The 25,956-nt window shown below is 71.9% G+C and carries 21 protein-coding genes; 14 read left to right on the top strand and 7 right to left on the bottom strand.

Annotated elements, in window-relative coordinates:
- Positions 1-30: 30 nt before the first annotated feature.
- The 10 genes from ACZ4V1_RS31660 (at position 31) to ACZ4V1_RS31705 (ending at position 8,442) form a co-directional block, all read left to right on the top strand.
- Positions 31-1,095 (top strand): Rossmann-like and DUF2520 domain-containing protein, encoded by a 1,065-nt coding sequence (locus tag ACZ4V1_RS31660; RefSeq protein ID WP_468343131.1) that lies wholly within the window; start codon positions 31-33, stop codon positions 1,093-1,095.
- Entirely contained in the window at positions 1,092-2,093 is a 1,002-nt protein-coding gene (gene panC / locus ACZ4V1_RS31665; RefSeq protein WP_468343134.1) for a pantoate--beta-alanine ligase, read from the top strand. Before ACZ4V1_RS31660 ends, panC begins: the two co-directional genes overlap by 4 nt.
- Positions 2,090-3,823 carry an L-aspartate oxidase gene (locus tag ACZ4V1_RS31670; protein WP_468343137.1) on the top strand — a complete coding sequence of 578 codons (1,734 nt, stop codon included), beginning with the start codon at positions 2,090-2,092 and terminating at the stop codon, positions 3,821-3,823. The genes panC and ACZ4V1_RS31670 overlap by 4 nt, the downstream gene beginning before the upstream one ends.
- 5 nt (positions 3,824-3,828) lie before the next feature.
- Positions 3,829-4,809, top strand: a complete 981-nt coding sequence (gene nadC / locus ACZ4V1_RS31675) for a carboxylating nicotinate-nucleotide diphosphorylase (protein WP_468343262.1) — start codon at positions 3,829-3,831, stop codon at positions 4,807-4,809.
- A 5-nt stretch (positions 4,810-4,814) separates the two neighbouring features.
- Positions 4,815-5,612 (top strand): type III pantothenate kinase, encoded by a 798-nt coding sequence (locus ACZ4V1_RS31680; RefSeq protein ID WP_468343140.1) that lies wholly within the window; start codon positions 4,815-4,817, stop codon positions 5,610-5,612.
- Positions 5,613-5,940: 328 nt separating this feature from the next.
- Positions 5,941-6,555 carry a hypothetical protein gene (locus tag ACZ4V1_RS31685; protein WP_468343143.1) on the top strand — a complete coding sequence of 205 codons (615 nt, stop codon included), beginning with the start codon at positions 5,941-5,943 and terminating at the stop codon, positions 6,553-6,555.
- 23 nt (positions 6,556-6,578) lie between these two features.
- A complete protein-coding gene (locus ACZ4V1_RS31690) occupies positions 6,579-6,758 on the top strand; it encodes a hypothetical protein (RefSeq protein WP_055418607.1) in 180 nt (59 codons plus the stop codon).
- Between the two features lie 144 nt (positions 6,759-6,902).
- A complete protein-coding gene (locus ACZ4V1_RS31695; protein ID WP_375920559.1) occupies positions 6,903-7,313 on the top strand; it encodes a BlaI/MecI/CopY family transcriptional regulator in 411 nt (136 codons plus the stop codon).
- Positions 7,314-7,322: 9 nt separating this feature from the next.
- Entirely contained in the window at positions 7,323-7,832 is a 510-nt protein-coding gene (locus ACZ4V1_RS31700) for an amino-acid N-acetyltransferase (RefSeq protein ID WP_468343148.1), read from the top strand.
- Between the two features lie 274 nt (positions 7,833-8,106).
- Positions 8,107-8,442, top strand: coding sequence for a histone-like nucleoid-structuring protein Lsr2 (locus ACZ4V1_RS31705; protein WP_055418604.1), 336 nt, complete (start codon positions 8,107-8,109; stop codon positions 8,440-8,442).
- A 56-nt stretch (positions 8,443-8,498) separates the two neighbouring features.
- Here ACZ4V1_RS31705 and ACZ4V1_RS31710 read toward each other — a convergent pair whose 3' ends face one another.
- A complete protein-coding gene (locus tag ACZ4V1_RS31710) occupies positions 8,499-9,257 on the bottom strand; it encodes an SCO3374 family protein (RefSeq protein WP_468343152.1) in 759 nt (252 codons plus the stop codon).
- Positions 9,258-9,687: 430 nt separating this feature from the next.
- Here ACZ4V1_RS31710 and ACZ4V1_RS31715 point away from each other — a divergent pair, with 430 nt between their 5' ends.
- Positions 9,688-12,213, top strand: coding sequence for an ATP-dependent Clp protease ATP-binding subunit (locus ACZ4V1_RS31715; RefSeq protein ID WP_468343155.1), 2,526 nt, complete (start codon positions 9,688-9,690; stop codon positions 12,211-12,213).
- Positions 12,214-12,286: 73 nt separating this feature from the next.
- On the opposite strand, the gene ACZ4V1_RS31720 is transcribed toward ACZ4V1_RS31715, so the two are convergent.
- The 3 genes from ACZ4V1_RS31720 to ACZ4V1_RS31730 form a co-directional block, all read right to left on the bottom strand.
- The gene (locus ACZ4V1_RS31720; protein WP_468343158.1) at positions 12,287-15,325 is read right to left on the bottom strand and encodes an NACHT domain-containing protein; all 3,039 of its coding nucleotides are present in this window, start codon (positions 15,323-15,325) and stop codon (positions 12,287-12,289) included.
- Between the two features lie 43 nt (positions 15,326-15,368).
- Positions 15,369-16,064 carry an HAD family acid phosphatase gene (locus ACZ4V1_RS31725; RefSeq protein WP_468343162.1) on the bottom strand — a complete coding sequence of 232 codons (696 nt, stop codon included), beginning with the start codon at positions 16,062-16,064 and terminating at the stop codon, positions 15,369-15,371.
- A gap of 133 nt (positions 16,065-16,197) precedes the next feature.
- A complete protein-coding gene (locus ACZ4V1_RS31730) occupies positions 16,198-19,104 on the bottom strand; it encodes an NACHT domain-containing protein (RefSeq protein ID WP_468343165.1) in 2,907 nt (968 codons plus the stop codon).
- A gap of 399 nt (positions 19,105-19,503) precedes the next feature.
- On the opposite strand from ACZ4V1_RS31730, the gene ACZ4V1_RS31735 reads away from it, so the two are divergent.
- The gene (locus tag ACZ4V1_RS31735) at positions 19,504-20,184 is read left to right on the top strand and encodes a M23 family metallopeptidase (RefSeq protein ID WP_468343168.1); all 681 of its coding nucleotides are present in this window, start codon (positions 19,504-19,506) and stop codon (positions 20,182-20,184) included.
- On the opposite strand, the gene ACZ4V1_RS31740 is transcribed toward ACZ4V1_RS31735, so the two are convergent.
- Positions 20,181-20,795 (bottom strand): TetR/AcrR family transcriptional regulator, encoded by a 615-nt coding sequence (locus ACZ4V1_RS31740; protein WP_468343171.1) that lies wholly within the window; start codon positions 20,793-20,795, stop codon positions 20,181-20,183. The genes ACZ4V1_RS31735 and ACZ4V1_RS31740 overlap by 4 nt on opposite strands.
- 170 nt (positions 20,796-20,965) lie before the next feature.
- Here ACZ4V1_RS31740 and ACZ4V1_RS31745 point away from each other — a divergent pair, with 170 nt between their 5' ends.
- Complete coding sequence (locus ACZ4V1_RS31745) at positions 20,966-22,648, top strand: MDR family MFS transporter (protein ID WP_468343174.1); 1,683 nt, start codon at positions 20,966-20,968, stop codon at positions 22,646-22,648.
- A gap of 93 nt (positions 22,649-22,741) precedes the next feature.
- Here ACZ4V1_RS31745 and ACZ4V1_RS31750 read toward each other — a convergent pair whose 3' ends face one another.
- Complete coding sequence (locus ACZ4V1_RS31750; protein ID WP_468343176.1) at positions 22,742-23,509, bottom strand: methyltransferase domain-containing protein; 768 nt, start codon at positions 23,507-23,509, stop codon at positions 22,742-22,744.
- A gap of 111 nt (positions 23,510-23,620) precedes the next feature.
- On the opposite strand from ACZ4V1_RS31750, the gene ACZ4V1_RS31755 reads away from it, so the two are divergent.
- Entirely contained in the window at positions 23,621-24,130 is a 510-nt protein-coding gene (locus ACZ4V1_RS31755) for a hypothetical protein (RefSeq protein ID WP_468343179.1), read from the top strand.
- A 328-nt stretch (positions 24,131-24,458) separates the two neighbouring features.
- Here the strand turns inward: ACZ4V1_RS31755 and cseC are convergent, their stop codons facing one another.
- On the bottom strand, positions 24,459-25,934 hold the full coding sequence (cseC, locus tag ACZ4V1_RS31760) for a two-component system sensor histidine kinase CseC (RefSeq protein WP_468343182.1): 1,476 nt from the start codon (positions 25,932-25,934) through the stop codon (positions 24,459-24,461).
- Positions 25,935-25,956: the final 22 nt, after the last annotated feature.

Raw genomic sequence — 25,956 nt, forward strand, 5'->3', positions numbered from 1 at the left:
AGCGGACTGGAACGGGAAGGCCGCCGTCGCGTGAACACAACCCCACAGCCAGACCCCAAGGACCGCCCCGCGCGGCTCACCGTAGGCGTCGTCGGCGCCGGACGCGTGGGCCCCGCGCTGGCCGCGTCCCTCCAGCTCGCCGGGCACCGCCCGGTGGCCGTCTCCGGCGTCTCCGACGCCTCGAGACGGCGCGCCGCGGCGCTCCTGCCCGACGTGCCGCTCATGCGGCCCGCCGAGGTCCTCGAGCGCGCCGAGCTGGTGCTGCTGACGGTCCCGGACGACGCCCTGCCCGGCCTGGTGACCGGGCTCGCCGAGACCGGCGCGGTGCGGCCGGGCCAGCTGCTCGTGCACACCTCCGGGCGGTACGGCGCGAGGGTCCTGGACCCCGCGCTGCGGGCCGGCGCCCTGCCGCTGGCCCTGCACCCGGCGATGACCTTCACCGGTACCCCCGTGGACGTCCAGCGCCTGGCCGGCTGCTCCTTCGGCGTCACCGCGCCCGAGGAACTGAGGCTGGCCGCCGAGGCCCTGGTCATCGAGATGGGCGGCGAGCCGGAATGGATCGCCGAGGACAAGCGCCCGCTCTACCACGCCGCGCTCGCCCTGGGCGCCAACCACCTGGTCACCCTGGTCGCCCAGTCCATGGAGCTGCTGCGCACGGCCGGCGTCGAGGCCCCCGACCGGATGCTCGGCCCGCTGCTGGGCGCCTCCCTCGACAACGCCCTGCGCTCTGGTGACGCGGCCCTCACCGGCCCCGTCGCGCGCGGGGACGCGGGCACGGTCGCCGCGCACATCGTGGAACTGCGGGCCCACGCCCCGCAGGCCGTCGCCGGCTACCTGGCGATGGCCCGCGCGACCGCCGACCGGGCACTGGACCACGGGCTGCTGAAAGCCGAACTCGCCGAGGACCTGCTCGGAGTGCTCGCCGACGGCACGGGGGGCGCGGGCGGCACGGGTGCCACCGGCGGCGGCCACCGCACGGACCGCACAGACCGCACGGACCGCTCGGACCGCTCGGACGGCCCCGATGGCACGAACGGCACCGACGGCACCGACGGCACCGACGGCACCGACGGCCCCGGGGGAGACGCCCGATGACCACCGCCCCGCCCGCCCTGCTGCGCACCGCCGACGAGCTGCACGCACGCGTGCGTCACGGCCGCCGGGCCGTCGTGATGACCATGGGCGCCCTGCACGAGGGCCACGCCACCCTGATCCGCACGGCCCGCGACCTCGCCGGCCCGGACGGCGAGGTCGTCGTCACCGTCTTCGTCAACCCGCTCCAGTTCGGCGCCGGCGAGGACCTCGACCGCTACCCGCGCACTCTGGACGCCGACCTGAGGATCGCCGGACAGGCGGGCGCGGACGCCGTCTTCGCCCCTGCCGTCGACGAGGTCTACCCGGGCGGCGAACCCCAGGTGCGCGTCACGGCGGGCCCCATGGGCGAACGCCTGGAGGGCGCATCCCGCCCCGGCCACTTCGACGGCATGCTCACCGTCGTCGCCAAGCTGCTGCACCTCACCCGCCCCGACCTCGCCCTCTACGGCCAGAAGGACGCCCAGCAGCTAGCCCTGATCCGCCGCATGGTCCGCGACCTGAACTTCGGCGTGGAGATCGTCGGCGTCCCCACCGTCCGGGAGGAGGACGGCCTGGCCCTGTCCAGCCGCAACCGCTACCTCTCCACCCGGGAGCGCCGCACCGCCCTCGCGCTCTCCCAGGCGCTGTTCGCCGGGCTGGACCGGCACGCCGCCCAGGAGGCGCTGCGCGCGCGGGCCCGCGAGGTACCCGCCACGCACGAGCGTGCCGAGGCGCTCAGCGCCCTGGGCGAGTCCCGCGCGGCGGCCGACGCCCACGCCGTCGCCACGTCCGCTCCGGGCAGCGTCACGGCCGTCCGGGCCGCCGCCCGCCTGGTGCTGGACGACGCGGCCCGCGCCAATCCGCCGCTGGAGCTGGACTACCTCGCCCTGGTGGACCCGTCCGACTTCACCGAGGTCGGCGACGACCACACCGGCGAGGCCGTCCTCGCCGTCGCCGCCCGGGTCGGCGCGACCCGGCTGATCGACAACGTCCCCCTCACCTTCGGAGCCGCCTCGTGACCAGCACAGGCATACGACTGCACGCACCCGCGCCCGGCTGGGCCATCGCCGCGGACGTGGTGGTCGTCGGCTCCGGCGTCGCCGGCCTCACCGCCGCCCTGCGCTGCGAGGCGGCCGGCCTGCGGACGGTCGTCGTCACCAAGGCCCGCCTCGACGACGGTTCCACCCGCTGGGCCCAGGGCGGCATCGCGGCGGCCCTCGGCGAGGGCGACACCCCCGCGCAGCACCTGGACGACACCCTGGTCGCGGGCGCGGGCCTGTGCGACGAGGAAGCGGTCCGCATCCTGGTCACGGAGGGCCCCGACGCCGTACGCCGCCTCATCGCGACCGGCGCGCACTTCGACGAGTCCACCGAGGGCGGCCTGGCCCTCACCCGCGAGGGCGGCCACCACCGCCGCCGCATCGCCCACGCCGGAGGCGACGCCACGGGCGCGGAGATCTCCCGTGCCCTGGTCGAGGCGGTACGCGCACGCGGCATCCGCACCGTCGAGAACGCCCTCGTCCTCGACCTCCTCACGGACACCGACGGCCGCACCGCCGGCGTCACCCTGCACGTCATGGGAGAGGGCCAGCACGACGGTGTCGGGGCGGTGCACGCCCCGGCCGTCGTCCTCGCCACCGGCGGTATGGGGCAGGTCTTCTCGGCGACGACGAACCCGTCCGTCTCCACGGGCGACGGCGTCGCGCTCGCCCTGCGCGCGGGCGCCGAGGTGAGCGACCTCGAATTCGTCCAGTTCCACCCCACCGTCCTCTTCCTCGGCCCGGACGCCGAGGGCCAGCAGCCCCTGGTCTCGGAGGCGGTACGAGGCGAGGGCGCCCACCTGGTGGACGCCGACGGCGTGCGCTTCATGCAAGGTCAGCACGAACTCGCGGAACTCGCCCCCCGGGACATCGTCGCCAAGGGCATCACGCGCCGCATGCAGGAGCGGGACGCCGAGCACATGTACCTGGACGCCCGCCACTTCGGCGCGGCGATGTGGGAGCACCGCTTCCCCACGATCCTCGCCGCCTGCCGGGCGCACGGCATCGACCCGGTCACCGAGCCCGTCCCGGTCGCCCCGGCCGCCCACTACGCCTCCGGCGGCGTCCGCACCGACGCCCGCGGCCGTACGACGGTCCCGGGCCTGTACGCGTGCGGCGAGGTCGCCTGCACCGGCGTACACGGCGCCAACCGCCTGGCCTCGAACTCACTCCTCGAAGGCCTGGTCTACGCCGAACGCATCGCCACCGACGTCGCTGCGGGCCACGCGGACGGCACCCTCCACGCGCGCGTGCCCGCGCCGCTCCCGCAACCCGCCCACCCGGCACACCCCCTGCTCCCGCCCGAGTCCCGCCTCACCATCCAGCGGATCATGACCGAGGGCGCCGGCGTCCTGCGCTCCGCGAGCTCCCTCACCCGGGCCGCCGACCAGCTCCACCGCCTGCACACCGAGGCCCGCGAAGCCCTGCACGAGAACGGCAAGACGTCCGAGCCGGGCGTCGACACCTGGGAGGCCACCAATCTCCTCTGTGTGGCCCGCGTCCTGGTGGCCGCGGCGGCACAGCGCGAGGAGACCCGCGGCTGCCACTGGCGCGAGGACCACGCGGACCGCGACGACACGGCGTGGCGCCGCCACATCGTCGTACGCCTGAACCCGGACCGATCCCTCGCCGTGCACACCACGGACACGCCAGAATTCCCCCCGACCACCCACGGCCCCCAGCCGGCGCAGCGTCCCCAGGAGCAGTGACAGCAGTGAACACCCCCGACCTTCCCCTCGCCTCCACCGGAGGCTGCGGCGACGGCTGCGCCTGCGGCGCGGACACCGAAGAAGAGGCCTTCATGGAGTGCGGTCTCGATCCCGCGCTCGCGGCCCTGATGCTGGACTCCGGACTCGACCCCGTGGAGGTCGAGGACCTCGCGAACCTCGCCATCCAGGAGGACCTGGCGGGCGGCGTGGACGTGACGACGGTCGCGACCATTCCCGAGGAGGCCGTGGCCACCGCCGACTTCACCGCGCGCGAGGCGGGCGTGGTGGCCGGCCTCAGGGTCGCCGAGGCGGTGATGTCGGTCGTCTGCACGGACGAGTTCGAGGTGGAACGCCACGTGGAGGACGGCGACCGCGTCGAAACCGGCCAGAAGCTCCTCTCCGTCACCACCCGCACCCGCGACATCCTCACCGCCGAGCGCAGCGCGCTGAACCTCCTGTGCCGCCTGTCGGGCATCGCGACGGCCACGCGCGCGTGGGCGGACGTCCTGGAGGACACGAAGGCGAAGGTCCGGGACACCCGCAAGACGACCCCCGGGCTGCGCAGCCTCGAGAAGTTCGCGGTCCGCTGCGGCGGCGGCGTCAACCACCGCATGTCCCTCTCGGACGCGGCCCTGGTCAAGGACAACCACGTGGTGGCCGCCGGCGGCGTGGCGGCGGCCTTCCAGGCCGTCCGCGAGCGCTTCCCCGAGGTCCCCATCGAGGTCGAGGTCGACACCCTGCACCAGCTCCGCGAGGTCGTGGACGCGGGCGCCGACCTGATCCTCCTGGACAACTTCACCCCGGAGGCGTGCGAGGAAGCGGTGGCCCTGGTCGCCGGCCGGGCCGCCCTGGAGGCCTCGGGCCGCCTGACCCTCGCCAACGCCAAGGCGTACGCGGCCACGGGCGTCGACTACCTGGCCGTGGGCGCCCTCACCCACAGCTCCCCGATCCTGGACATCGGCCTGGACCTGCGAGCGGCGGAGTAGAGCCCATGCTGCTGACGATCGACGTAGGCAACACCCACACCGTCCTGGGCCTCTTCGACGGCGAGGACATCGTCGAACACTGGCGCATCTCCACCGACTCGCGCCGCACCGCCGACGAGCTGGCGGTCCTCCTCCAGGGCCTGATGGGCATGCACCCGCTCCTCGGCGACGAGCTGGGCGACGGCATCGACGGCATCGCCATCTGCGCGACGGTCCCCTCGGTCCTGCACGAGCTCCGCGAGGTCACCCGCCGCTACTACGGCGACGTCCCCGCGGTCCTGGTCGAACCGGGCGTCAAGACGGGCGTCCCGATCCTCACGGACCACCCCAAGGAGGTCGGCGCCGACCGCATCATCAACGCGGTCGCGGCCGTCGAGCTCTACGGCGGCCCGGCGATCGTCGTGGACTTCGGTACGGCGACGACGTTCGACGCGGTCAGCGCGCGCGGGGAGTACATCGGCGGGGTCATCGCCCCCGGCATCGAGATCTCGGTCGAGGCACTCGGCGTCAAGGGTGCCCAGCTGCGCAAGATCGAGGTGGCCCGGCCGCGGAGCGTGATCGGCAAGAACACGGTGGAGGCGATGCAGTCCGGCATCGTGTACGGCTTCGCAGGCCAGGTCGACGGCGTCGTCAGCCGCATGGCCCGTGAGCTGGCCGACGATCCCGACGACGTCACGGTCATCGCGACGGGCGGGCTGGCGCCGATGGTCCTCGGCGAGTCCTCGGTCATCGACGAACACGAGCCGTGGCTGACGCTGATGGGGCTCCGCCTGGTGTACGAGCGGAACGTATCCCGCATGTAGCGGCCGGCGCGGGTGTGGGCCGGGGGCGGGGGCGGGGGCGCCGGGTTGCGCGTACCTCCCCCGGAGGGGGGCAGGCCGGGGCCAGGCACTGGGGGAGGGCACGACTGCCCGCGGCGGGGCGGCGTACGACTGCCGGAGGCCACGCGGACGGATGGCCGCGTACGGTCTCCGACCCACCGAGCACCGAACGCGCCACCCGCGCCTCGGTGAGCCACCCGCGTCCCCGGTGAGCCGCGCAGGCCGCCGCGGGCGCCCGCATACGGGTGGCCCCCCACGCCACACCCGCCCCCTATGCCGAGTTTGTCTGATTAGCGCGTATCGTCGCCGCATGCCCACGCCCTACGGATCCCGCGGCGGCATGGCGTTCGGTGCTCAGGAGCTGCGTGTGCTCCGGCGCGCCCTCGCCCTCGCCCTGAACCCCAGCCCCGTCTCGGCGGAGGAGGCCCAGGACTGTCTCCGCCTCGCAGAGTCGCTCGACGAGGCGACGCGGGAGAGCGCCCGGCTGCGCGCCTTCCTGGTGGCCGACCTCGCCCGGTACCGCGCCGCCCTCCCCGGCACCGCCACCGGCTACCTCGCTCTCCTGGACGAGGCGCTGGGCGCCGGGCACCGCCCGGACGCGGACGACCTGGCCGCCCTCGGAGCCCTGCGCGGCAACCCCGCCGCGGCCGCCCTCCTGGCCCGCTGGGGACCCCCGGCGCCGACCGCGGCCACGGTCGCCACCGGGGCCACGGTCGTCCTCCCCGCCGCACGCACCCGCCTCCACGCCCTCCCCGGCGGCCGGCAGCCCGACAAGAAACCCGCGCAGAAGCCCGCCGAGAAGCCGTCCCCCAGCCCGGCCCCGGCCACCCCCAAGCGCCCCGTCCCCACCCCGGGCGAGGTCTTCCCCCGCCGCAGGCCGGCCCCGCCCGCCCCCGGCTCCCGGCACCACCTGGCCGCCGGCTGACACGGCCTGGCTACCCTGGATCCATGGACTACGTCTCCGCGCTCCTGCCCCCGGCCGTCATGGCCGTGTTCTTCATCGGCGTGATCAGGGTGATCGTGAAGACCCAGGGCGGCGCCAACAAGGCCAAGGAGGACGCGGCCGTCGACGCCGCCCTCGCGCGAGCGGAGGGTGCCCGCCAGACGCCCGCGCATCCCGAGGCCTGACCGAACCCGGACCGCCCCCGGCACCACACCGCGTACGGCTCCCCGCACCACTGCGAGGAGCCGTACGCACCTTTTGTGCCCATTTGTCAGCAAAAGCGCACGTCCGGCACGCCTTCGCCGGGATCTCCCACTATCGTGCAGAGCGTGCCTCGCCCATTGGGAGAACTCGAAGACGCGGTCATGACGAGGGTGTGGAAGTGGAACCGCCCCGTGACCGTTCGAGAAGTCCTGGAAGATCTGCAGCAGGAACGGTCCATCGCGTACACCACTGTGATGACCGTTTTGGACAATCTCCATCAGAAGGGCTGGGTGCGTCGCGAGTCGGAAGGCCGGGCCTATCGATATGAGGCGGTCTCCACCCGCGCCGCCTACGCCGCCGCGCTGATGAACGACGCATGGTCTCAGAGCGACAACCCCGCCGCCGCCCTCATCGCCTTCTTCGGCATGATGAGCGAGGAACAGCGCGAGGCACTCAGAGACGCCATCCGCATCGTGCAGGGACCGGAAACCCCCGCGCCCAACCCCGGCTCGGTACCGGACGCGGGCGAGCGATAGCGTCCCCACATGTCAAAAGCCATCACCGTCCGGCGGGCCCGCACCAGCGATGTCCCGGACGTACGCCGGCTCCTCGACACGTACGTCCGTGACCGCATCCTGCTCGACAAAGCGATGGTGACGCTTTACGAGAGCATCCAGGAGTTCTGGGTCGCCGAACGGGACGACAACGCCGAGGTGGTCGGCTGCGGCGCCCTGCACGTGATGTGGGAAGACCTCGCGGAAGTACGCACTCTCGCGGTGAAGCCCGGCCTGAAGGGCTACGGCGTCGGCCACAAGCTGCTGGAGAAGTTGCTGGAGACCGCGCGCTGGCTCGGCGTTCGCCGCGTATTCTGCCTGACCTTCGAAGTGGACTTCTTCGGCAAGCACGGCTTCGTAGAGATCGGGGAGACGCCCGTCGACACCGATGTCTACGCGGAGCTGCTGCGTTCCTATGACGAGGGCGTAGCGGAGTTCCTGGGTCTCGAACGAGTGAAACCGAACACCCTGGGCAACAGCCGGATGCTTCTACATCTGTGATCATCGGGCAACGGCAGGATCGGTAGCTCTTCGCAGCCCTTCGCCAGGTTTATTCCACCGACGGGCCGCTCGCGGGTTCGCGCGGGTTCCCTATGTCCGAAACGCGCACCTTTTCGGGTCGGTGGCGGGCTACCGGTCTCCGCCCGGGGTTTGTGTTTTTCCGGCAAAAGCGGTTTGCTTTCCGACGTACTGCAGTACTGCATATAACAAGGGGCGGCGATACGGCGGACGCCGACGACCCCCGGCCCTCAAGATATCGATGAAAGGAAATCCGGTGGCACAGAAGGTTCAGGTCCTTCTTGTCGATGACCTCGACGGCGGCGAGGCAGACGAGACCGTGACGTTCGCGCTGGACGGCAAGACGTACGAGATCGATCTCACCACCGCCAATGCGGACAAACTCCGTGGTCTCCTCGAGCCTTACCTCAAGGGCGGTCGTCGTACCGGTGGCCGTGCTTCGGGCGGACGCGGCAAGGCGCGCGCTTCCTCCGGCGGCAGCCAGGACACCGCGGCGATCCGCGCGTGGGCGAAGGAGAACGGCTACGAGGTCAACGACCGCGGCCGTGTTCCCGCGATGATCCGTGAGGCGTACGAGAAGGCCAACGGCTGATCACCCGACCCGCGCCACTCACCCGACCCGCGCCACGGACTCCGTCCCGAACGCCCTCAGCGCGTCGCCCGGCAGGACCGGGCAGGCCCGGGGGGCCGGGGGAGCCCAGTAGTCCTGGGAGGCCGGGAGGACCGGGACAGCCGGGAGAGCCGGACCCGGTGGCACTGAGTCGCCAAGGTGTGGACCAGTCGCGCGAGATCGGGGGCGGTTCCCGCGCCCCCCATGGCCGACAGCGTCGGCAGCGAGGCCTCGACCTCGCGCCCCGGCTCCGGGGGGCGCAGCCAGACGGCGGCCCCCTGCAGGCCGTCGCGACCCGGGGGACGCGGCGGCAGCCAGGCCGGGCCGGACTCGGGCGAGCCGGGCTCGGAAGCCAGGGGCGCCTCCATGAGGCCGCCCGCGCCGACCGCCGACAGGTCGAGCGGCAGCGAGCCCCACTCCAGCCACTCCAGCAGTCCGGGCACCTCCTGCGCGCCGCCGGCCGCCACGAGCAGCAGCATCCGCTCGCCCCGGACGGCCACCGGAAAGCCGGGCCGCCGCGGCAGTCCGAGCCGCTCCAGCGCCACCCGGCCGGCCTCGGCCGGCGCGTCCAGTACGTCGAAGCGGACGCCCACGTGGAGCCGCACCGGGTCCCCGGGCGCCGTCGGCCAGCCGAGCCCGCTCTCGTACCACCACCGCACCCGCTCCCACATGCCGCCCACGTCGAGCGGCCGACGGGGGAAGGGAACCGAAGGCGCAGAGGCTCTCTGGGGCAAAGGGACCGAAGAGGCCACAGGAGCCGGAGTGACCGCAGGGACCGAAGACGGGTCGCCGACCATGCCAAGTGCAACAGCCGCAAGGGCGCCCGGGTTACGCTGGGTGGCGCGTTGAACGCGGTGAGTATGGAAAGAGGGGGCACTCGGGGGTGCGGCGAGGCGCAAGGTTGTTCGCCCGTAGCGGAGGGAACCGGTGCGCGCGGCATGGAGTGTCAGTCCCAGCGGGTAAGACATCCCTAGTGGGAGGGGGCGACACGCAGATTGGGCCGTCTCACGTTCGCCATCGGCGTACTGGCGAGTGGGGTAAGTGCCTGGCCTGCGGGAACATCGTCTCGCACCATCGGGTTGTGGCAGATGTCGGCGTCAGGGGTCAGGAGGCCATCGACGGTGTCGGCAGTTGGAATGAGCGGTCCCCGCTTGCGGGACTAAGCTGCGGAAGGACAGGGAGGGGAAGTTCCCCTTACTGCCTGACCGCTCTGAGGAGCGATTAACGATGTTCGAGAGGTTCACCGACCGCGCGCGGCGGGTTGTCGTCCTGGCTCAGGAAGAAGCCCGGATGCTCAACCACAACTACATCGGCACCGAGCACATCCTCCTGGGCCTGATCCACGAGGGTGAGGGTGTCGCCGCCAAGGCCCTTGAGAGCCTCGGGATTTCGCTCGAGGCGGTCCGCCAGCAGGTGGAGGAGATCATCGGGCAGGGCCAGCAGGCCCCGTCGGGTCACATCCCCTTCACCCCCCGTGCCAAGAAGGTCCTGGAGCTTTCGCTCCGCGAGGCCCTCCAGCTGGGTCACAACTACATCGGCACGGAGCACATCCTGCTCGGCCTGATCCGTGAGGGCGAGGGCGTCGCCGCCCAGGTCCTGGTCAAGCTGGGCGCAGATCTGAACCGGGTGCGGCAGCAGGTCATCCAGCTGCTCTCCGGCTACCAGGGCAAGGAGACCGCCACCGCCGGCGGTCCTGCGGAGGGCACGCCTTCCACGTCCCTGGTCCTCGACCAGTTCGGCCGGAATCTCACCCAGGCCGCTCGTGAGTCCAAGCTCGACCCGGTCATCGGGCGCGAGAAGGAGATCGAGCGGGTCATGCAGGTGCTGTCCCGCCGTACCAAGAACAACCCGGTCCTCATCGGTGAGCCCGGCGTCGGCAAGACCGCCGTCGTCGAGGGCCTCGCGCAGGCCATCGTCAAGGGCGAGGTGCCCGAGACCCTCAAGGACAAGCACCTCTACACCCTGGACCTCGGCGCGCTGGTCGCCGGTTCCCGCTACCGCGGTGACTTCGAGGAGCGCCTGAAGAAGGTGCTCAAGGAGATCCGCACCCGCGGCGACATCATCCTGTTCATCGACGAGCTGCACACGCTGGTCGGTGCGGGTGCCGCCGAGGGCGCCATCGACGCCGCGAGCATCCTCAAGCCGATGCTGGCCCGCGGCGAGCTGCAGACCATCGGTGCGACCACGCTGGACGAGTACCGCAAGCACCTGGAGAAGGACGCGGCCCTCGAGCGCCGTTTCCAGCCCATCCAGGTCGCGGAGCCGTCGTTGCCGCACACGATCGAGATCCTCAAGGGTCTGCGCGACCGCTACGAGGCCCACCACCGTGTCTCCATCACGGACGAGGCCCTCGTCCAGGCGGCGACGCTTGCCGACCGCTACATCTCGGACCGCTTCCTGCCGGACAAGGCGATCGACCTGATCGACGAGGCCGGTTCCCGGATGCGTATCCGCCGGATGACCGCGCCGCCGGACCTGCGCGAGTTCGACGAGAAGATCGCCGGCGTCCGCCGCGACAAGGAGTCCGCGATCGACTCGCAGGACTTCGAGAAGGCCGCCTCCCTCCGCGACAAGGAGAAGCAGCTCCTGGCCGCCAAGGCCAAGCGGGAGAAGGAGTGGAAGGCCGGCGACATGGACGTCGTCGCCGAGGTCGACGGCGAGCTGATCGCCGAGGTCCTCGCCACGGCGACCGGCATCCCGGTCTTCAAGCTCACGGAGGAGGAGTCGTCCCGCCTGCTGCGCATGGAGGACGAGCTCCACAAGCGGGTCATCGGCCAGGTCGACGCCGTCAAGGCGCTGTCCAAGGCGATCCGCCGTACCCGTGCCGGTCTGAAGGACCCGAAGCGTCCCGGCGGCTCGTTCATCTTCGCCGGTCCGTCCGGTGTCGGTAAGACCGAGCTGTCCAAGGCGCTCGCGGAGTTCCTCTTCGGTGACGAGGACGCGCTGATCTCCCTCGACATGTCGGAGTTCAGCGAGAAGCACACGGTCTCCCGCCTCTTCGGTTCGCCCCCCGGTTACGTGGGCTACGAGGAGGGCGGTCAGCTGACGGAGAAGGTCCGCCGCAAGCCGTTCTCGGTCGTCCTCTTCGACGAGGTCGAGAAGGCCCACCCGGACATCTTCAACTCGCTGCTGCAGATCCTGGAGGACGGTCGCCTGACCGACTCCCAGGGCCGGGTCGTGGACTTCAAGAACACGGTCATCATCATGACGACCAACCTCGGCACCCGGGACATCTCCAAGGGCTTCAACCTCGGCTTCGCGGCCTCGGGTGACAAGAAGACCAACTACGAGCGCATGAAGAACAAGGTCCAGGACGAGCTCAAGCAGCACTTCCGGCCCGAGTTCCTCAATCGCGTCGACGACGTGGTCGTCTTCCCGCAGCTGAGCCAGGAGGACATCCTGCGGATCGTCGACCTGATGATCGACAAGGTCGACGAGCGCCTCAAGGACCGGGACATGGGCATCGAGCTCTCTCAGTCCGCCAAGGAGCTGCTGTCCAGGAAGGGCTACGACCCGGTGCTGGGCGCGCGTCCGCTGCGTCGCACGATCCAGCGCGAGGTCGAGGACACGCTGTCGGAGAAGATCCTCTTCGGCGAGCTGCGCCCCGGTCACATCGTGGTCGTGGACACCGAGGGCGAGGGCGAGGCCCAGATCTTCACCTTCCGGGGTGAGGAGAAGTCGGCGCTCCCCGACGTGCCGCCGATCGAGCAGGCGGCCGGCGGTGCCGGTCCGAACCTGAGCAAGGAGGCGTAGCCCTCCGGGGGTGAGCCTTGTAAAGGGGCTGTCCGGGACTTCGGTCCCGGGCAGCCCCTTTCTTTCGGCTGTGTCAGCGTTCGTCCAGGATCACCTGGGCGTTCGGGAAGAGCGCCTCGTACCGGGCGGTGCTGAAGCGAGCACCGTGGGCGGTCTTGAGGGTGACGGTGCGTACGCCGGGGAAGCGGGCCGGGAGAGCGGAGAAGTCCTCGTCGCCGAGGACGTCCGAGAGACTCAGTTCGGTGACGTTGGGGACGGCGACTGCCGCCTCGAGGCCGTCCGGGAAGAGCGACGCTCCCAGGCTCAGCCTGGTCAGCAGTGGTAGCCGAGCCATTTCGGCCCAGTCTTCAGGGGTGAGGGGCGTCTCGACAGGCAGGACCAGGCACTCCAGAGCACTCCAGTGGGACAAGCCCAGAAGTCCGGTCTCCGCGGTGGTGTCCTGGCCGAGGAACAGGTACTGCAGGGGAGCGGAGGTGGGGAGGACGTCAGTCAGCCGCGTGCCGGGGAGCCGCTGCACCACGGACAGCATGTTCAGTGAGCCCAGCGTTCGAAGACCGCTGAGGTCGGGGATCTGGACCATCGCGAGCTCCTCGAGTGACAGCGCCGTGAGCTGCCCGACGCCCCCTGCCAGCCCGGAGTGGAACAGACCAAGGCGCCGCAGAGACCCAAAAGCAGGCAGCACACTGGCATCGATGGGTTCCGGGTTGTCCGCTACGTGCAGTTCCTCGACCGCGTGCGGCTCCGCCACGCAGGCGAGGACGTCGGACAACCCGTGCGCTCCGATGAACTGCAGCCCGCGCCACGGCCTCATCCCGGCGATCGCCGCGCGTTGCTCGTCCGACGAGCAGCTCAGGAACAGGTCTGTCCGGTCGAGGTGGTCCAGTACCTCGGCGGCGTACTCCCGCGCGTCGAACCGCTCCCACGTCCCCACCAGTTGCCGCCGCACATCGAACGCCGGATGCTCCCGGAACCGGCGCAGCACGGCGAGTGCCCCGCCCGGTTCGCGTTCGGCCAGGAGCGAGGCCGTCACCGTCACCCCGTGCGCCTCCGCGTCCGTGAGCCCATCCGGCCCCGGCAGCAGCTCCAGCACCAGTGGCCCGGCCTCCGCCAGCGCCTTCGCGTCCTCCTTCGAGCCCGGCGGGATCAGCGCCCCCGCCCGCGCCTCGACCTCCGCCCGCACCGCCGGATCCAGCGCGGTGGCATGCTCCAGGCACGCCAGTGCCAGCAGCGTCAGCCGCGGGGTGTCCTCCGCGAGGAGCCGCCGTAGCAGTACCGCCCGCTCACCGGGCCGGGCGTGGGCCACGGCCATGCGGATCACGTCCTCCCACTGGGTGTCGTCCGCGTGGCCCGCGATGACGTCGAGGTGGCCTTCCTCGACCGCGTACCGCGCGCCCAGGTAGTCCTGGAAGGTGCGGTGGACGAAATCCAGCACCCCCTCGGCGGGCCGCCGGAGCAGCCCGCTGCGCAGGACCAGTGCCCGCAGGACCGCCGCCGCGTCACCCTGCCCCGCCGCCGAGGCGACCGACGGCAGCGCGCGCTCCACGATGCCCTCGGCCGTCCCCGCCTCCATCTCCGTACGACCGCTCAGCACCAGTGCGTACGCCAGCCGCTGGAGCAGCTCCAGTTGGGCCTCCTCGCTCAGCTCCACCGCCTCCATGCCACGCTCCCGGTCCCGGCGGGCGAGCAGCATCGTGAGGGCGGCGTCGTACAACTCCTTGCGTCCCGTGGGGAGGTAGCCGCGGCGTTCGCGGTGCAGGGCGCAGATCAGGCCGCACATCAGCGGATTGGTGGCGAGGCGGGCGAGGTCGCGCTTGGTGCGCAGGGCGTCCAGCAGTTTCCCCTCGTACTCGGGCGCCTGGGCGGCCGCGTGCCAGCGCTGTACGAAGGTCGCGACGTCGTCCTGGCGCATCGGGGTGAGGGTCAGTTCCCGGAAGCCCTCGGTGGCCAGCCAGTCGGGGCGTACGGCGGTGGGGCGGGAGGTCAGCAGCCAGCGGTTGCCGGGGAAGGCGCGGATGAGGGCGAGCAACCAGTCGCGGGTGCGGTGCCGTTCGGCGGCGGGGATCTCGTCCAGGCCGTCGACGAGGACCAGGCCCCGGCCGGCCGTGAGGACGAGCTCGGCCCAGCCCTCGGGCGGGGTGAGCGGGCAGCCCACGGCGGTGAGGAAGGCCGCCGGGGGAGGAAGGGCGCCCGCGCGGATCAGGGTGCGCAGCGGCAGGACGTAGGGGACCCGGTCGCCGTCCCCGGCGGCGGTCACCGCCAGCCACTGCACGAGGGTCGTCTTGCCGGAGCCCGCGTCGCCGCGCAGCAGCACGCGGTCGTGGGTGAGGAGGGCGTCCTCGGCGGACAGGCGGACGGTGCGTTCCGGTTCGGTGTGCTCCCCCGGGAGGGTGGCGCGCTCCTCGGTGCCGGTCGCCTCCAGGCTCAGGTAGGCGACCTCCAGGGGCCACCTGTCCGGGGAGTCGCGCAGGTCGATGCCGTAGATGGTGATGCGGTTGTGCTGCTCGGCGGCGTAGGGCAGATAGCGGCGTTCGAAGGCGGTGTCGCGGGCGTCGGGGCGCGGGGTGCGGGAGATCAGTACGTCGACCTTGGCGATCAGCTCCGCGTGCCACCGGGACTGCTCCACCAGGGTCCGTGCGACGAAGGTGGAGCGCCGGGTGAAGAACTCCAGGATGTGCAGGCAGGCCCACTCCGTCACCGAGTCGAGGAAGTAGCAGGCGTCGGCGGACAGACCTCCGGTGGCCGAGGGCGCCCGGTACTGCAATTGCTTGGCCAGCTCCTGGTGGCCCAGCCGGACGGCCTGGACGTCGTCCATGTCCAGGTCGCCGAGGGCCAGCAGACGTGCCGTCAGGGCGTCGGTGACGGCCTCCGTCTCGTCCGGCGGGAAGGGCGGCTCGCCGGGGGAGTCCAGGGACGCCTCGACCAGCCGCCCGGCAAGCCTGCGCACCTCCGCCTCACCGAGGTGGCGCTGCTCGCCCCGGAAGGAGACCAGCCGGGTCAGCCGGACCGGTCTGTCGACCAGTCCGGCGCCGGGGCCGCCCGTGACGAAGAGCTTCCTCACCAGCGGGGCGATCAGGCTGGACGCCAACTTCCCGCCGAGTACCGCCGGTTCCATGCGCCACCCCCGTGGTTGTTCGACGGGGGGAGCCTATCGGGCGTCAGGACAGCTGGCCGTCGTAGTCCGGGAGCTTGAAGGTCCTCTCGGCGTGGCCGCCGGACAGGTCGGTGGCGCTGTTGCCGATGTTCGCGATGATCGTGTAGCCCTTGGACTCGATCTCGGCGCGCTGTTCGGTCTTGTACTCGGCGACGTCCCGGAACAGGTCGAGGAAGCCGCGGACGTGGAGGCCGGAGGACTCGTAGCCGGCGTGGGCGAGGTTCCACTCGGTGGGCGCCTCGATGATGCCCGGGCGGGCGGTCACGAAGAACAGGGCTACGCCGCGCTCCTGGGCGTACCGGGCGGCCTCCAGGACCGGCCGGTTGGCGGGCTGCGGGTAGCTGAAGCCGAAGTCGGTCTCCAGGGAGGTGTTGTCGATGTCGAGGACGATCGCCTGCTTCTCGCCGGGGGCGGCGTCGGCGATCCGCTCCTTCAGGTAGGGCAGGGCCTTGTCCATCACGGCCCGGCAGTCCTTCTGCCAGGTGTCGTAGTCGACGTCCGCGGCCGCAGCGGTCGCAGTCGCGGTCGCAGCGGTCGCGGACGCGGCGGTCGCGGTCGCCGTGGCGCGCGGCGTCTCGGCCGGGGCGGCGACGGCCGGTGTGACCGTCGCGGTGAGCGCCGCCGCGGTGACGGCGGCCGTGCCCGCGGCCCGCTTCCAGGTGCGCCGGGTCTGTCTGGTCTGTCCGGTCTGTTCGGTCATGGGGGGTTGGGGTCCTCTCATGCCTGCGCGGATGCCTGACGGCACAAAGTTGTCGCGTGCATGCTTGCCCCAACAAGTGGCGGGACGGCAACGATTGGGTTACTGAGCAGTAGTCACCTGGCCCGAGCCGGCCTCACGCCGTGATCTCCACCCCGTTCGGCACGTTCCGCACCCGTGGCAGGCGCGGGTTGACCCGCAGCACCCGCAGCCGGGGGAAGCCGGACAGCCATGACATGTCCGTGTCGGGAAGCTCCGCGTTGAGCCAGAGGTGGGTCAGCTGCTCGCGGGACAGGCCCGCCAGCAGTTCCTCGGCGCGCATCACACCGGCCACCTGGATGCGCGGGCGTCCGCCGAGTTCGCGCAGGGCCGCCAGTTCGGCGGCGTCGGCGACGGGGAAGTGGAGGCCGTCCGGATCCAGGTGGGCGATGATCTCGTGGGCATACCGCTCGGTGTCGAAGTGCCGCCAGCCCCGGGCGAGTTCGGCGCGGACCGGCAGCGCGGAGCGGGAACGGAGGCGGGCCAGGTAGTCGATGGCGGCGTCGTCCCGGACACGCGTCGCGGTGATGGCGAGCAGCAGTGCCTGCCGGTCGTCGGGGACCTGCCCGGGGTCCGGCAGCAACTCCAGGACGATGGGACCGACCCAGCCCAGCCCTCGGGCGGCCGGCTCGGTCGACGGGCGCACCAGGTTCTTCGTGCGCTCGTGGACGAGTCGCTGCACGGCCGGGTCGAGCTCGGTGACGTGGTCCAGGCAGGCCGCGGCCATCAGGCGGCGGTGGTTGATCTGCGGGCGGCGCAGTCCGGGCGCCGCCGCGAGCAGCCGCTCCAGGAACTGGGAGCACTCCTCGGGGCGGGCGTGGGCGGCGGCCATGCGGATGACCTCCTCCCACTCGGACTGGTGGGCGTGGTCCACCAGCGTGGGGAACCGGCCGCGCGCCACGATCTCCTTGGCGGCCAGGTAGTCCTGGAAGGTGCGGTGCACGAAGTCGACCGACTCTCCGGACCGTTCGCGCAGCAGGCCGGTGCGGTGCAGCAGATGGCGGAAGATCTTCGCGCCGTCCCCCTGCGCGCGGGCGGCGGGCATGGCGGGCAGGGCGGCGTCCAGGATGCCGACCGCCCGCTCGCTCGTCAGCTCGGACGCGTCCTCCTCCAGCATCGCGTGGGCCAGCTTCTGCAGCAGCCGCTCCCGGGTGCTCTGCTGGAGCCGCACGTCGTCGGCGTACAGCACGTCCCGTTCCGGGTCGCGGCGCTGGAGCAGCATCTCCAGGGCGGCGTCGTAGAGCTCCTTGCGGCCGCTGGGCAGGGAGCCGGCGCGGTCCCGGTTGAGTGCGCATATCAGGCCGCACATCAGCGGGTTGGTGGCGAGCTGGCGCAGCTCGCGGTAGATCCGTACGGAGTGCAGCAGCCGCTGCTCGTACTCGTCGAGCGCGCCCCTCTCCCGAGGCCCGGGGGAGCGGCTCTGCTCGTCCAGCCGGGCCGCCGAGTGCCAGTCCCGGATGAACCGCGTCACCTGGTCCCGCGACATGGGCGCGAGGGACAGCTCGGCGAAGTCCTCCTCGGCCAGCCCGCCCCCCGAGAGCCCTCGTACAGGGACTTGCGGTCCTGCGGCAGGAAGCCGCGCCGGTCGCGGGGCAGGGCGCACAGCATTCCGCACATGAGCGGGTTGGTGGCCAGCCGGTTCAGCTCGGACGTGCTCCGCACGGACCGCAGCAGCGACTCGCCGGTCGCCCGGTCCGCGCCGGCCGCGCGGTGCCAGCGCCGTACGAAGGTGGCGACGTCGTACGAAGGCGGCGACGTCGTCCTGGGACATCCGGGCGAGCACGCGCTCACCGAAGCCCTCGGCGGCCAGCCAGTCCTCCGGTACGGCCGAGGGGCGGGAGGTGACCAGCCACAGGTTCCCGGGGAAGGCCCGCACCAGCTCGCGCAGCCAGCGCCGGGCGGCGGCGCGGCGGTCGCCGGCGATCTCGTCGATGCCGTCGACCAGCAGTACCCCGCGCCGGGCCCGCAGGACGCGCTCCGCCCACCCCGGCGGCTGCTCCCCGGCGACGGGACAGCCGACCGCCCGCAGGAAGTCGCCGGGAAAGGGCAGCTCGGCGCCCGGCCGGACGATCCGCCGCATCGGCAGCACGAACGGCACCCGTCCGATGAGGTGGGTCAGCCCGTGGTCGTAGGCGCGGCTCGCCGCCGTCACCGCGAGCCACTGCACCAGGGTGGTCTTGCCGGAACCGGCGACGCCGCGCAGGAACACCTGGTCCCGGCCGGCGAGCACCTGCTCGGCGGCCACGGTCAGGTACTCCGCGTCCCGGCGGCCCTCCTCCCGCCCGGCCTGCGACCGGGTCGCCTCCAGGCTCAGGTAGGCCGTGTCCAGCGGCCACTCGCGGGTCCCGGCGTCCAGCCCGTAGATGGTGAGCGTGCCGTACCGGCCGGCTATGTGGTCCGCGTAACGCTCCTCGAACCCGGCGTCCTCGGCCGACTGGGACGGCAGCCGTTCCAGCAGGACGTCGACGGCCTGGACCAGCTTGGCGAGCTGCTGGGTCTGGACGGTCTGCTGGCGGGCCACGTAGGTGGAGCGCTGGGTGAGGAAGTTCAGGATGTGCAGCGAGGCGGTGTGCAGCAGCCGCTCGTACAGCAGCAGGCCGTCCTCGCCCAGGCCGTACGGGGACAGCGGCACGTTCGCGCGCAGTTCCCGGGCGAAGCGTTCCGGTCCGAGCCCGACGGCCTCGTAGTCCTCGATGGTGATCTCGCCGAGCCGGGCGAGGGTGCGGGCCAGGGCGGCCTGGACGGCCGGTGCCTCGGCGGCGTCGACGGGCCGCTCCGAGGGGCCGGCCGCCCTCAGCGCCCTGCGGACCAGCTCCCCGGCGACCTTGTCGACGTCCCTGGGGCTGACGCTGCGCTTCTCGCTCCGGAAGGACACCAGCGCCGATATCCGCACCGGCCGGTCGACGAGCCCGGCCCCGGGCCCGTCCCGGACGAAGAGCCTGCGGACGAGCGGTGCGACCGCGCCGGACGCGACACGGGCCCCGACCGCTGTGACGTCGACCATGCTCCGAGCCTAGGTGAACCCCCTTGAGCGGGGGGCGGGTTAGCCGGGACGGGAGTAGCCCCCGTCACATTCACCGGCCCTTCGACCAGGGCCGCCGGTGACATGCCGCACAGGGGATTCGGCCTGTACTACGAGGAATAGTGGAAGCCGCAAGAACTACGAAAACGGACACATCGGGCCAGGAGGGTGGTCGTTTTCCGGGGCCCTGAGCTGGTTTTGTCCAAAATGAGGGCTCTGTCGAGAGTCGTGAAGTTTCACGCTGAAGTACTAAATAGGGTCGTAGGTCACACCTTTGTGCGGTTCGGGGCCGCCGGGTTACCAAGGTGGAGCCCGCCCGACGAGCGCCCTGTGCGTCCCGCCGGAGGGGCTTTCCTCTGCTCCCGTCCCCATGAGGTTCGAATGTTCCCGCGTGTCACGTCCCGTTCTTCCCGTACGACCATCCGCACCCGCGCCGCGGTGATGGCCGCAGGCCTCGGAGCCTCGGTCGCACTGGGAGCCGGGGTCGCGGCCGCCACCGGCACCACGGCGGCTTCCAGCACCTCCACCGCCGCGAGCGCCGTCGAGGCCCAGGCCGCGGCGCAGGCCAAGGCGGCCAAGGCCGAGAAGGCCACCAGCGCCAAGACCGTCGCCGCCAAGAAGACGGCCACCAAGAAGAAGGCCGCCTCCTGGGTGGACCCGGTGAAGAAGTACAAGCTCACCGCGAGCTTCGCCCAGAACGGCGGCATGTGGGCGAGCAAGCACAGCGGCCAGGACTTCGCCGTGCCGATCGGCACCAACGTCGTCGCCACCCACGGCGGCACCGTCGTCAAGGCCGGCGGCAACGGCGCCGGTGACGGCCCCGCCTACGGCAACGCGATCGTGATCAAGCACGGCAACGGCACGTACTCCCAGTACGCGCACCTGTCCAAGATCAACGTGAAGATCGGCCAGATCGTGAAGACCGGCCAGTCCATCGCCAAGTCCGGCAACACCGGCAACTCCAGCGGCCCGCACCTGCACTTCGAGATCCGTACGACCGCGAACTACGGCTCGGCCGTCGACCCGGTCTCCTTCCTGCGCTCCAAGGGCGTGACCGTCTAAGGAGCGGGGGACTGGGCGCCGCCGGAGCCCCGGTGCGCCTGGGTCACCAGATCGGTGGCGACCTCGAGAACGGCCGCGCGCTGTTCCTCGGGGTCGCCTTCCAGGCCCTGCAGGACGAATATCCCGGCGTGCAGCGTGAACAGCGCACTGACACAGCGGACCTGGTCCACCAGGTCCGCTTCCGGGTCGATGAGGCTGTCGCGCAGTCCGAGCATGCGGGTCTTGAACATCTCGCCGATGCGCAGGTCCCGGACCGTCGCCTGGTTCTCCTGCATGAAGCGGAACAGCGGCGCCGCGCCCGCCAGCGCCTCGCTGTAGCGACGGACGATCTCCTGCTTCGTCTCCAGGGTGTGCGGCTGCTCCCGTGCCCAGGCGATCAGGTCCTCCATGGGCCGGGAGAGGTCCTCGAAGATGCTGACCAGGATCTCTTCCTTGGTCTTGAAGTGGTAGTAGAGCGCGGCCTTGGTGACGTCCAGGAGCTCGGCGATCTCGCGTAGCGAGGTCTTCTCGTACCCCTGCTCGGCGAAGAGGTCGAGCGCCACGTCCTGGATGCGCTGGCGGGTGTTCCCGCGGCGTCGCTGCTGCTTGGTGCCGTCCATCGTGCCGCCCATCCTCCTACGCACCTCCTGTTCCGCGCACTTTCCCGAAAACTTACTTGACGCCCGGCTAGTTACGCGTCTACCTTCCCGAGTGTAGTCAACTTGCCGGGCGGCAAGTAAGCATCGGCAGGCAAGCAGGCAAGCAGCGAGCGGAACAGCGGTGGCTGGGGGGAATGGGAGCGATGGCGGACATACCGGGAGCAGGGGCGGACGCGCCGGGAGGACAAGCAGGCGACGCCGGCGGTGACAAGCGGCCGAAGAGCGTACGGGTGGTCCTGCTCGCGCTCATGATCGCGATGATGCTCGCGATGCTCGACAACATGATCATCGGCACGGCGATGCCGACGATCGTGGGCGAACTGGGCGGCCTGGAGCACCTCTCCTGGGTGGTCACCGCCTACACCCTCGCGACCGCGGCCTCCACCCCGCTGTGGGGCAAGCTCGGCGACATGTACGGGCGCAAGGGCGTCTTCATGACGTCGATCGTGATCTTCCTGATCGGCTCGGCGCTCAGCGGCATGGCCCAGGACATGGGCCAGCTCATCGGCTTCCGCGCCGTCCAGGGCCTCGGGGCCGGCGGTCTGATGGTCGGCGTCATGGCCATCATCGGCGACCTGATACCGCCGCGGGAGCGGGGCAAGTACCAGGGCATGATGGCCGGCGTCATGGCGCTGGCGATGATCGGCGGACCGCTGGTCGGCGGCACCATCACCGACCACTGGGGCTGGCGCTGGTCCTTCTACATCAACATCCCGCTCGGCGCGGTCGCGCTGGTCGCCGTCAGCGCCGTACTGCACCTGCCGAAGAAGCGCAGCGAGGCGCGCATCGACTATCTCGGCGCCGCGCTGCTGACCGTCGGCATCACCGCGATCGTGCTCGTCACCACCTGGGGCGGCACCGAGTACGCCTGGACCTCCGCGCGGATCATGGAGCTGATCGGCATCGGCGTCGCCGCGCTGGTCGGGTTCGTGTTCTGGCAGACCAGGGCCGCCGAGCCGGTCGTGCCGCTGCACATCTTCCGCAACCGCAACTTCACGCTGATGTCCCTCATCGGCTTCATCACCGGCTTCGTGATGTTCGGCGCCACCCTCTTCCTGCCGCTCTACCAGCAGGCGGTGCAGGGCGCGTCCGCCACCAACTCGGGACTGCTGCTCCTGCCGATGCTGGGCGCGATGCTCGTCACGTCGATGGTCGCGGGGCGGGTGACGACCAACACCGGCCGCTACAAGATCTTCCCGGTGGCCGGCGGCGCCCTGATGACCGTCGGGCTGTACCTGTTGTCGCTGATGGACACCGACACCAGCCGCCTCACCTCCGGGCTGTACATGGCCGTCGTCGGTCTCGGCATGGGCTGTCTGATGCAGATCACCATGCTGGTGGCGCAGAACAGCGTGGAGATGAAGGACATGGGCGTCGCGTCCTCGTCCACGACCCTCTTCCGCACCCTCGGCTCCTCCTTCGGCGTCGCGATCATGGGCGCCCTGTTCAACCACCGCGTCCAGGACGTCATGGCGGAGAAGGCCGGCGCGCTGGGCACCAAGGTGACCGAGCAGTCGGCCCAGCTGGACGCGGCGAGCCTGGCCGAGCTGCCGGAGGCGGCGCGCGTGGCGTACCAGGACGCGGTGTCCTCCGGGACGCACGGCGCGTTCCTGCTCGGCGCCGCGGTGGCGGTGGTCGCACTGATCGCGGCGGTCTTCGTGAAGGAGGTGCCGCTGAAGGGGGCGGGCCCGAAGGAGGCCGACCTCCCGGCCGACGGCGGTGACGGTGACGGCGGTGACGGCGGCGGTGACGGAGACGGTGACGGCGGCGGCGGTGACGACAAGGCCACGGCCACGGCCAAGGCGCCGGTGACCGAGGCGGTGTGACGCCCCTGCCTGCCACAAGGGCCACAAGGGCCACAAGGGCCACAAGGGCCTCCGGCCGGTTCCGACCACCCGGAGGCCCTCGGCGTGGGTCCCTCACCTCCTGCGCGCGGTGACCAGGGCGAAGGAGAGGAACTCCCCGCCGTCGGCGGTGAGCATGTCGATGACGGCCCGGTCGTCCGCGCTCCGCCTGTCCGCCCGGAACCCGGCTCCCGCCCGGGCCCACAGCAGCCAGTCCCGCCAGGCGTCCGCCTGCAGCCGCGCGGAGGTGACGTCCACCAGCTCGGTGGTGCCCCACTGGAAGCGCCACCACTCGGCGGTGTGCCAGGCCATCGCCTCCCAGCCGACCACGGCCTTGATGTGCGGCGGGATGGCCCCCAGCTCGCGCACCTCCCGCGTCAGGGCGGGCGTCGCCATGGCCAACTGCCCGCCGCGACGCAGGAACCGGACGAGATACGGCAGGTACCCGTCCGCCGTGCCGAAGTACTCGAACGCGTCGACGCTGACGACGGCGTCGAAGCTCCCCTCCTCGAAGGGCAGGGCGTGCGCCTCCGCCCGTACGGCCGTCACCCGGTCGTCGACCCCCGCTGCGGCGAAGACGGCCGCGGCCTCCTCGGGGGCGATCCACCAGTCGGCCGCGACGACCTCGGCGCCGTACTCACGGGCCAGGAACACCGACGTGGCGCCCTTGCCGGAGCCGAGGTCGAGGATCCGCATCCCCGGCCGCAGATCGAGGTCCAGGGCGAGGTCTTCGAGCAGCCACAGGGGATTGGGGCCCATGTCGAGGCCGAGCAGCCAGGCGGGGTCGTAGCGGGAGGAGCGCGGATAGCGGTCGGGACGTATTAGATCACTCAGGACGGTCACGACCACGGACCCAAGCCGATCACCGCCCCCGGGCACAACCCGTTTTCCCCGAGCCCGTGGATAGGGTGGGGGCGGAGACGCCGGTGGCGAGCGCGGACTGGGAGGGCGTCGGTGGACGGAAGCGGTGCGAGACCTCTCCATCGGTCGATCGTCGTCGGCGCCGCCGGGACCGCGGTCCTCCCGGTCGCCGTGGTCGTCCTGGCGGGCGTGCAGGCCTCGCTGCCCTGGTGGGCGGTGGCCGGTCCGGCCGTGCTGACGGCCGGACTCGCGGGCTGGGCCGGGGCGCGGACCGGCCGGCGACGCGCTGTGCGCAGCGCGGCCCTGGAACCGGGGGAGGAGATCCTCGGCACCTACACCGTCCGGCCTCCGTACCGCGAGCACACGCCGCCCGCGGCCCACGAGGGACCGCAGTACCAACTCCTGGTGACGAGCCGGGGCCTGCAACTGTGGGAGCGTTCCACCCTGCTGTGGCGCCACCCCTGGCCGGAACTGCGCGTACTCGTCGACGGCCCGCGCCTGCGCGTGCACCACGAGGGACGCGAGGCCGGACACATGCTGCTGGAGCCGGCGGGCGCCGCCCAGGAGGTACGCCTCGCCGCCACCCGGCACGCGGCCGGCTGAGGGGGGCGCCCGGCCGCCCCCTCCTTCACGGACGCGTTGCCCGCGGAGCCGCGCGGCCGGCGCACTCGAACCACACCGTCTTTCCCGGCCCGCGGGCGTACGGGATGACCCCCACCGGTCGGCCACGGCCGCGACGATCACGGCCCGCGCCCGCGCCCGCGCCCGCCGTCGTCCAGCCTGCCGGCGGCTGCCGGGACCGGCAGCTCCGGGCAGCCGTCGGCGACCTCCACCCGTACTCCGCCGGCCTGAAGCAGGAAGCACCCGCGGCAGCGGCGGCTCATTCGTGCGGCCCGAGGACAGTCGGCCCCGAGTTGTTCACGTAATCCCTTCAGGACCGCGGGGGTCGGGCTCCCCCAGAGGACTTCGCCTGCCAGGACGCGTCCCGGGCCGGAACGTTCCGCGACGGCGCGCCCTGGGACGACCGGTCCGGCAGCATCGGATAACTCCCGGTGTTCGTCGGCGCGTGCTCCGGCAGCCACAGCACGGCGACCGCGCCCTCGGCCCGTACCCGCTCCGGCGCCCCGGCGGGCCGCACGTTGCGGAAGGTGAGCCGGGCTCCCAGTACCCGGGCCTGGCCGGCCGCGATGGTCAGGCCCAGCCCGTGTCCGCGGCCCGCCCGGTCCGTGCTGCCGGTGCGGAAGCGGCTCGGGCCCTCGGCGAGGAGGGCCTCGGGGAAGCCGGGTCCGTGGTCGCGGACCCGGATCACCCGGCCCTCGACGCTGACCTCGACGGGGGGCCGGCCGTGCCGGGCGGCGTTGGCGAGCAGGTTGAACAGCACGCGCTCCAGGCGTCGGGGGTCGGTGGTGACCTCCGACTCGTGGATCACCCGCACCTCCACGTCCGGGTCCTTGGCCGCCACCCGCCGGGTCACGAAGTCGCCCAGCATGATGTCCTGCAGCTCCGCCCGCTCCGAGGCCCCGTCCAGCCGGGCCACCTCCAGGACGTCCTCGACGAGCGTGCGCATCGCCTTCGCCCGGTCCAGCACCAGCTCGGTCGGCCGGCCCGGCGGCAGCAGCTCGGCGGCGGTGAGCAGACCGGTCACCGGGGTGCGCAGCTCGTGCGCGATGTCCGCGGTGACCCGGCGCTCGGCCTCCAGCCGCTTCTGCAAGGCGTCCGCCATCGCGTCCACCGCACTCGCGAGGTCGTCGGTCTCGTCCCGCACGACCCCGCCGATGGCGTCCCTCACCCGCACGTCCGGCTCACCGTTGGCGACCTGGTGCGCGGCGGCGGCCGCCTTGCGCAGCCGGCGCGACAGCTGGCCGCCGATGAGCACGCCGAGCGCGCTGCCACCGAGGACGACCGCGATGGAGCCGATGACCAGGGCCTGATCGAGGTCCTTGAGGATGTCCGCGCTGCGGTCCGTGAACCCGGAGTGCAGGGACATCACGTGCCCGTCCTTGAGCGGCACGGCGGCCCAGATGTCCGTCACCCCGTCGGCCCGCTCGGAGACGTACGTCGCCCGCCGCCCGGCCTCGACCTTGCGGCGCAGCTCCGCGGGCAGCTCGGGATCGTCGATCTTGGCGTTCGGGAAGTTCTGCCGCCCGGACAGCTCGTAGTTGCGCTGGGCGATCAGGACCCGGTCGTCCGCGAGGTCACGCGCGTTGTCCAGCATCGACACCCGGGCCGCGTTGTGCACGACCAGGCTCAGCACGATCGCCACCAGCGCGCCGACCAGCGCGATGGCCGCGCTGAGCTTCCAGCGCAGCCCGGTACGGATGCTCAGCCTCGAGCGGACGCCCGGCGCCGCGCGGCTGTCCGGGCGCCCCGGTGACGAGGCGGTCAGGCGTCGGAGGAACCCCCGCATGTCCGTGTATCCCCGTATCCCC

It is taken from the genome of Streptomyces sp. NPDC028991 (assembly GCF_055564775.1).

Excerpts from the sequence above, each read along its gene's own strand:
- panC (WP_468343134.1), top strand. The coding sequence starts at position 1,092 with ATGACCACCGCCCCGCCCGCCCTGCTGCGCACCGCCGACGAGCTGCAC.
- ACZ4V1_RS31680 (WP_468343140.1), top strand. The coding sequence starts at position 4,815 with ATGCTGCTGACGATCGACGTAGGCAACACCCACACCGTCCTGGGCCTC.
- ACZ4V1_RS31685 (WP_468343143.1), top strand. The coding sequence starts at position 5,941 with ATGCCCACGCCCTACGGATCCCGCGGCGGCATGGCGTTCGGTGCTCAG.
- ACZ4V1_RS31690 (WP_055418607.1), top strand. The coding sequence starts at position 6,579 with ATGGACTACGTCTCCGCGCTCCTGCCCCCGGCCGTCATGGCCGTGTTC.
- ACZ4V1_RS31700 (WP_468343148.1), top strand. The coding sequence starts at position 7,323 with ATGTCAAAAGCCATCACCGTCCGGCGGGCCCGCACCAGCGATGTCCCG.
- ACZ4V1_RS31710 (WP_468343152.1), bottom strand. The coding sequence starts at position 9,257 with ATGGTCGGCGACCCGTCTTCGGTCCCTGCGGTCACTCCGGCTCCTGTG.
- ACZ4V1_RS31715 (WP_468343155.1), top strand. The coding sequence starts at position 9,688 with ATGTTCGAGAGGTTCACCGACCGCGCGCGGCGGGTTGTCGTCCTGGCT.
- ACZ4V1_RS31720 (WP_468343158.1), bottom strand. The coding sequence starts at position 15,325 with ATGGAACCGGCGGTACTCGGCGGGAAGTTGGCGTCCAGCCTGATCGCC.
- ACZ4V1_RS31725 (WP_468343162.1), bottom strand. The coding sequence starts at position 16,064 with ATGACCGAACAGACCGGACAGACCAGACAGACCCGGCGCACCTGGAAG.
- ACZ4V1_RS31730 (WP_468343165.1), bottom strand. The coding sequence starts at position 19,104 with ATGGTCGACGTCACAGCGGTCGGGGCCCGTGTCGCGTCCGGCGCGGTC.
- ACZ4V1_RS31735 (WP_468343168.1), top strand. The coding sequence starts at position 19,504 with ATGTTCCCGCGTGTCACGTCCCGTTCTTCCCGTACGACCATCCGCACC.
- ACZ4V1_RS31740 (WP_468343171.1), bottom strand. The coding sequence starts at position 20,795 with ATGGGCGGCACGATGGACGGCACCAAGCAGCAGCGACGCCGCGGGAAC.
- ACZ4V1_RS31745 (WP_468343174.1), top strand. The coding sequence starts at position 20,966 with ATGGCGGACATACCGGGAGCAGGGGCGGACGCGCCGGGAGGACAAGCA.
- cseC (WP_468343182.1), bottom strand. The coding sequence starts at position 25,934 with ATGCGGGGGTTCCTCCGACGCCTGACCGCCTCGTCACCGGGGCGCCCG.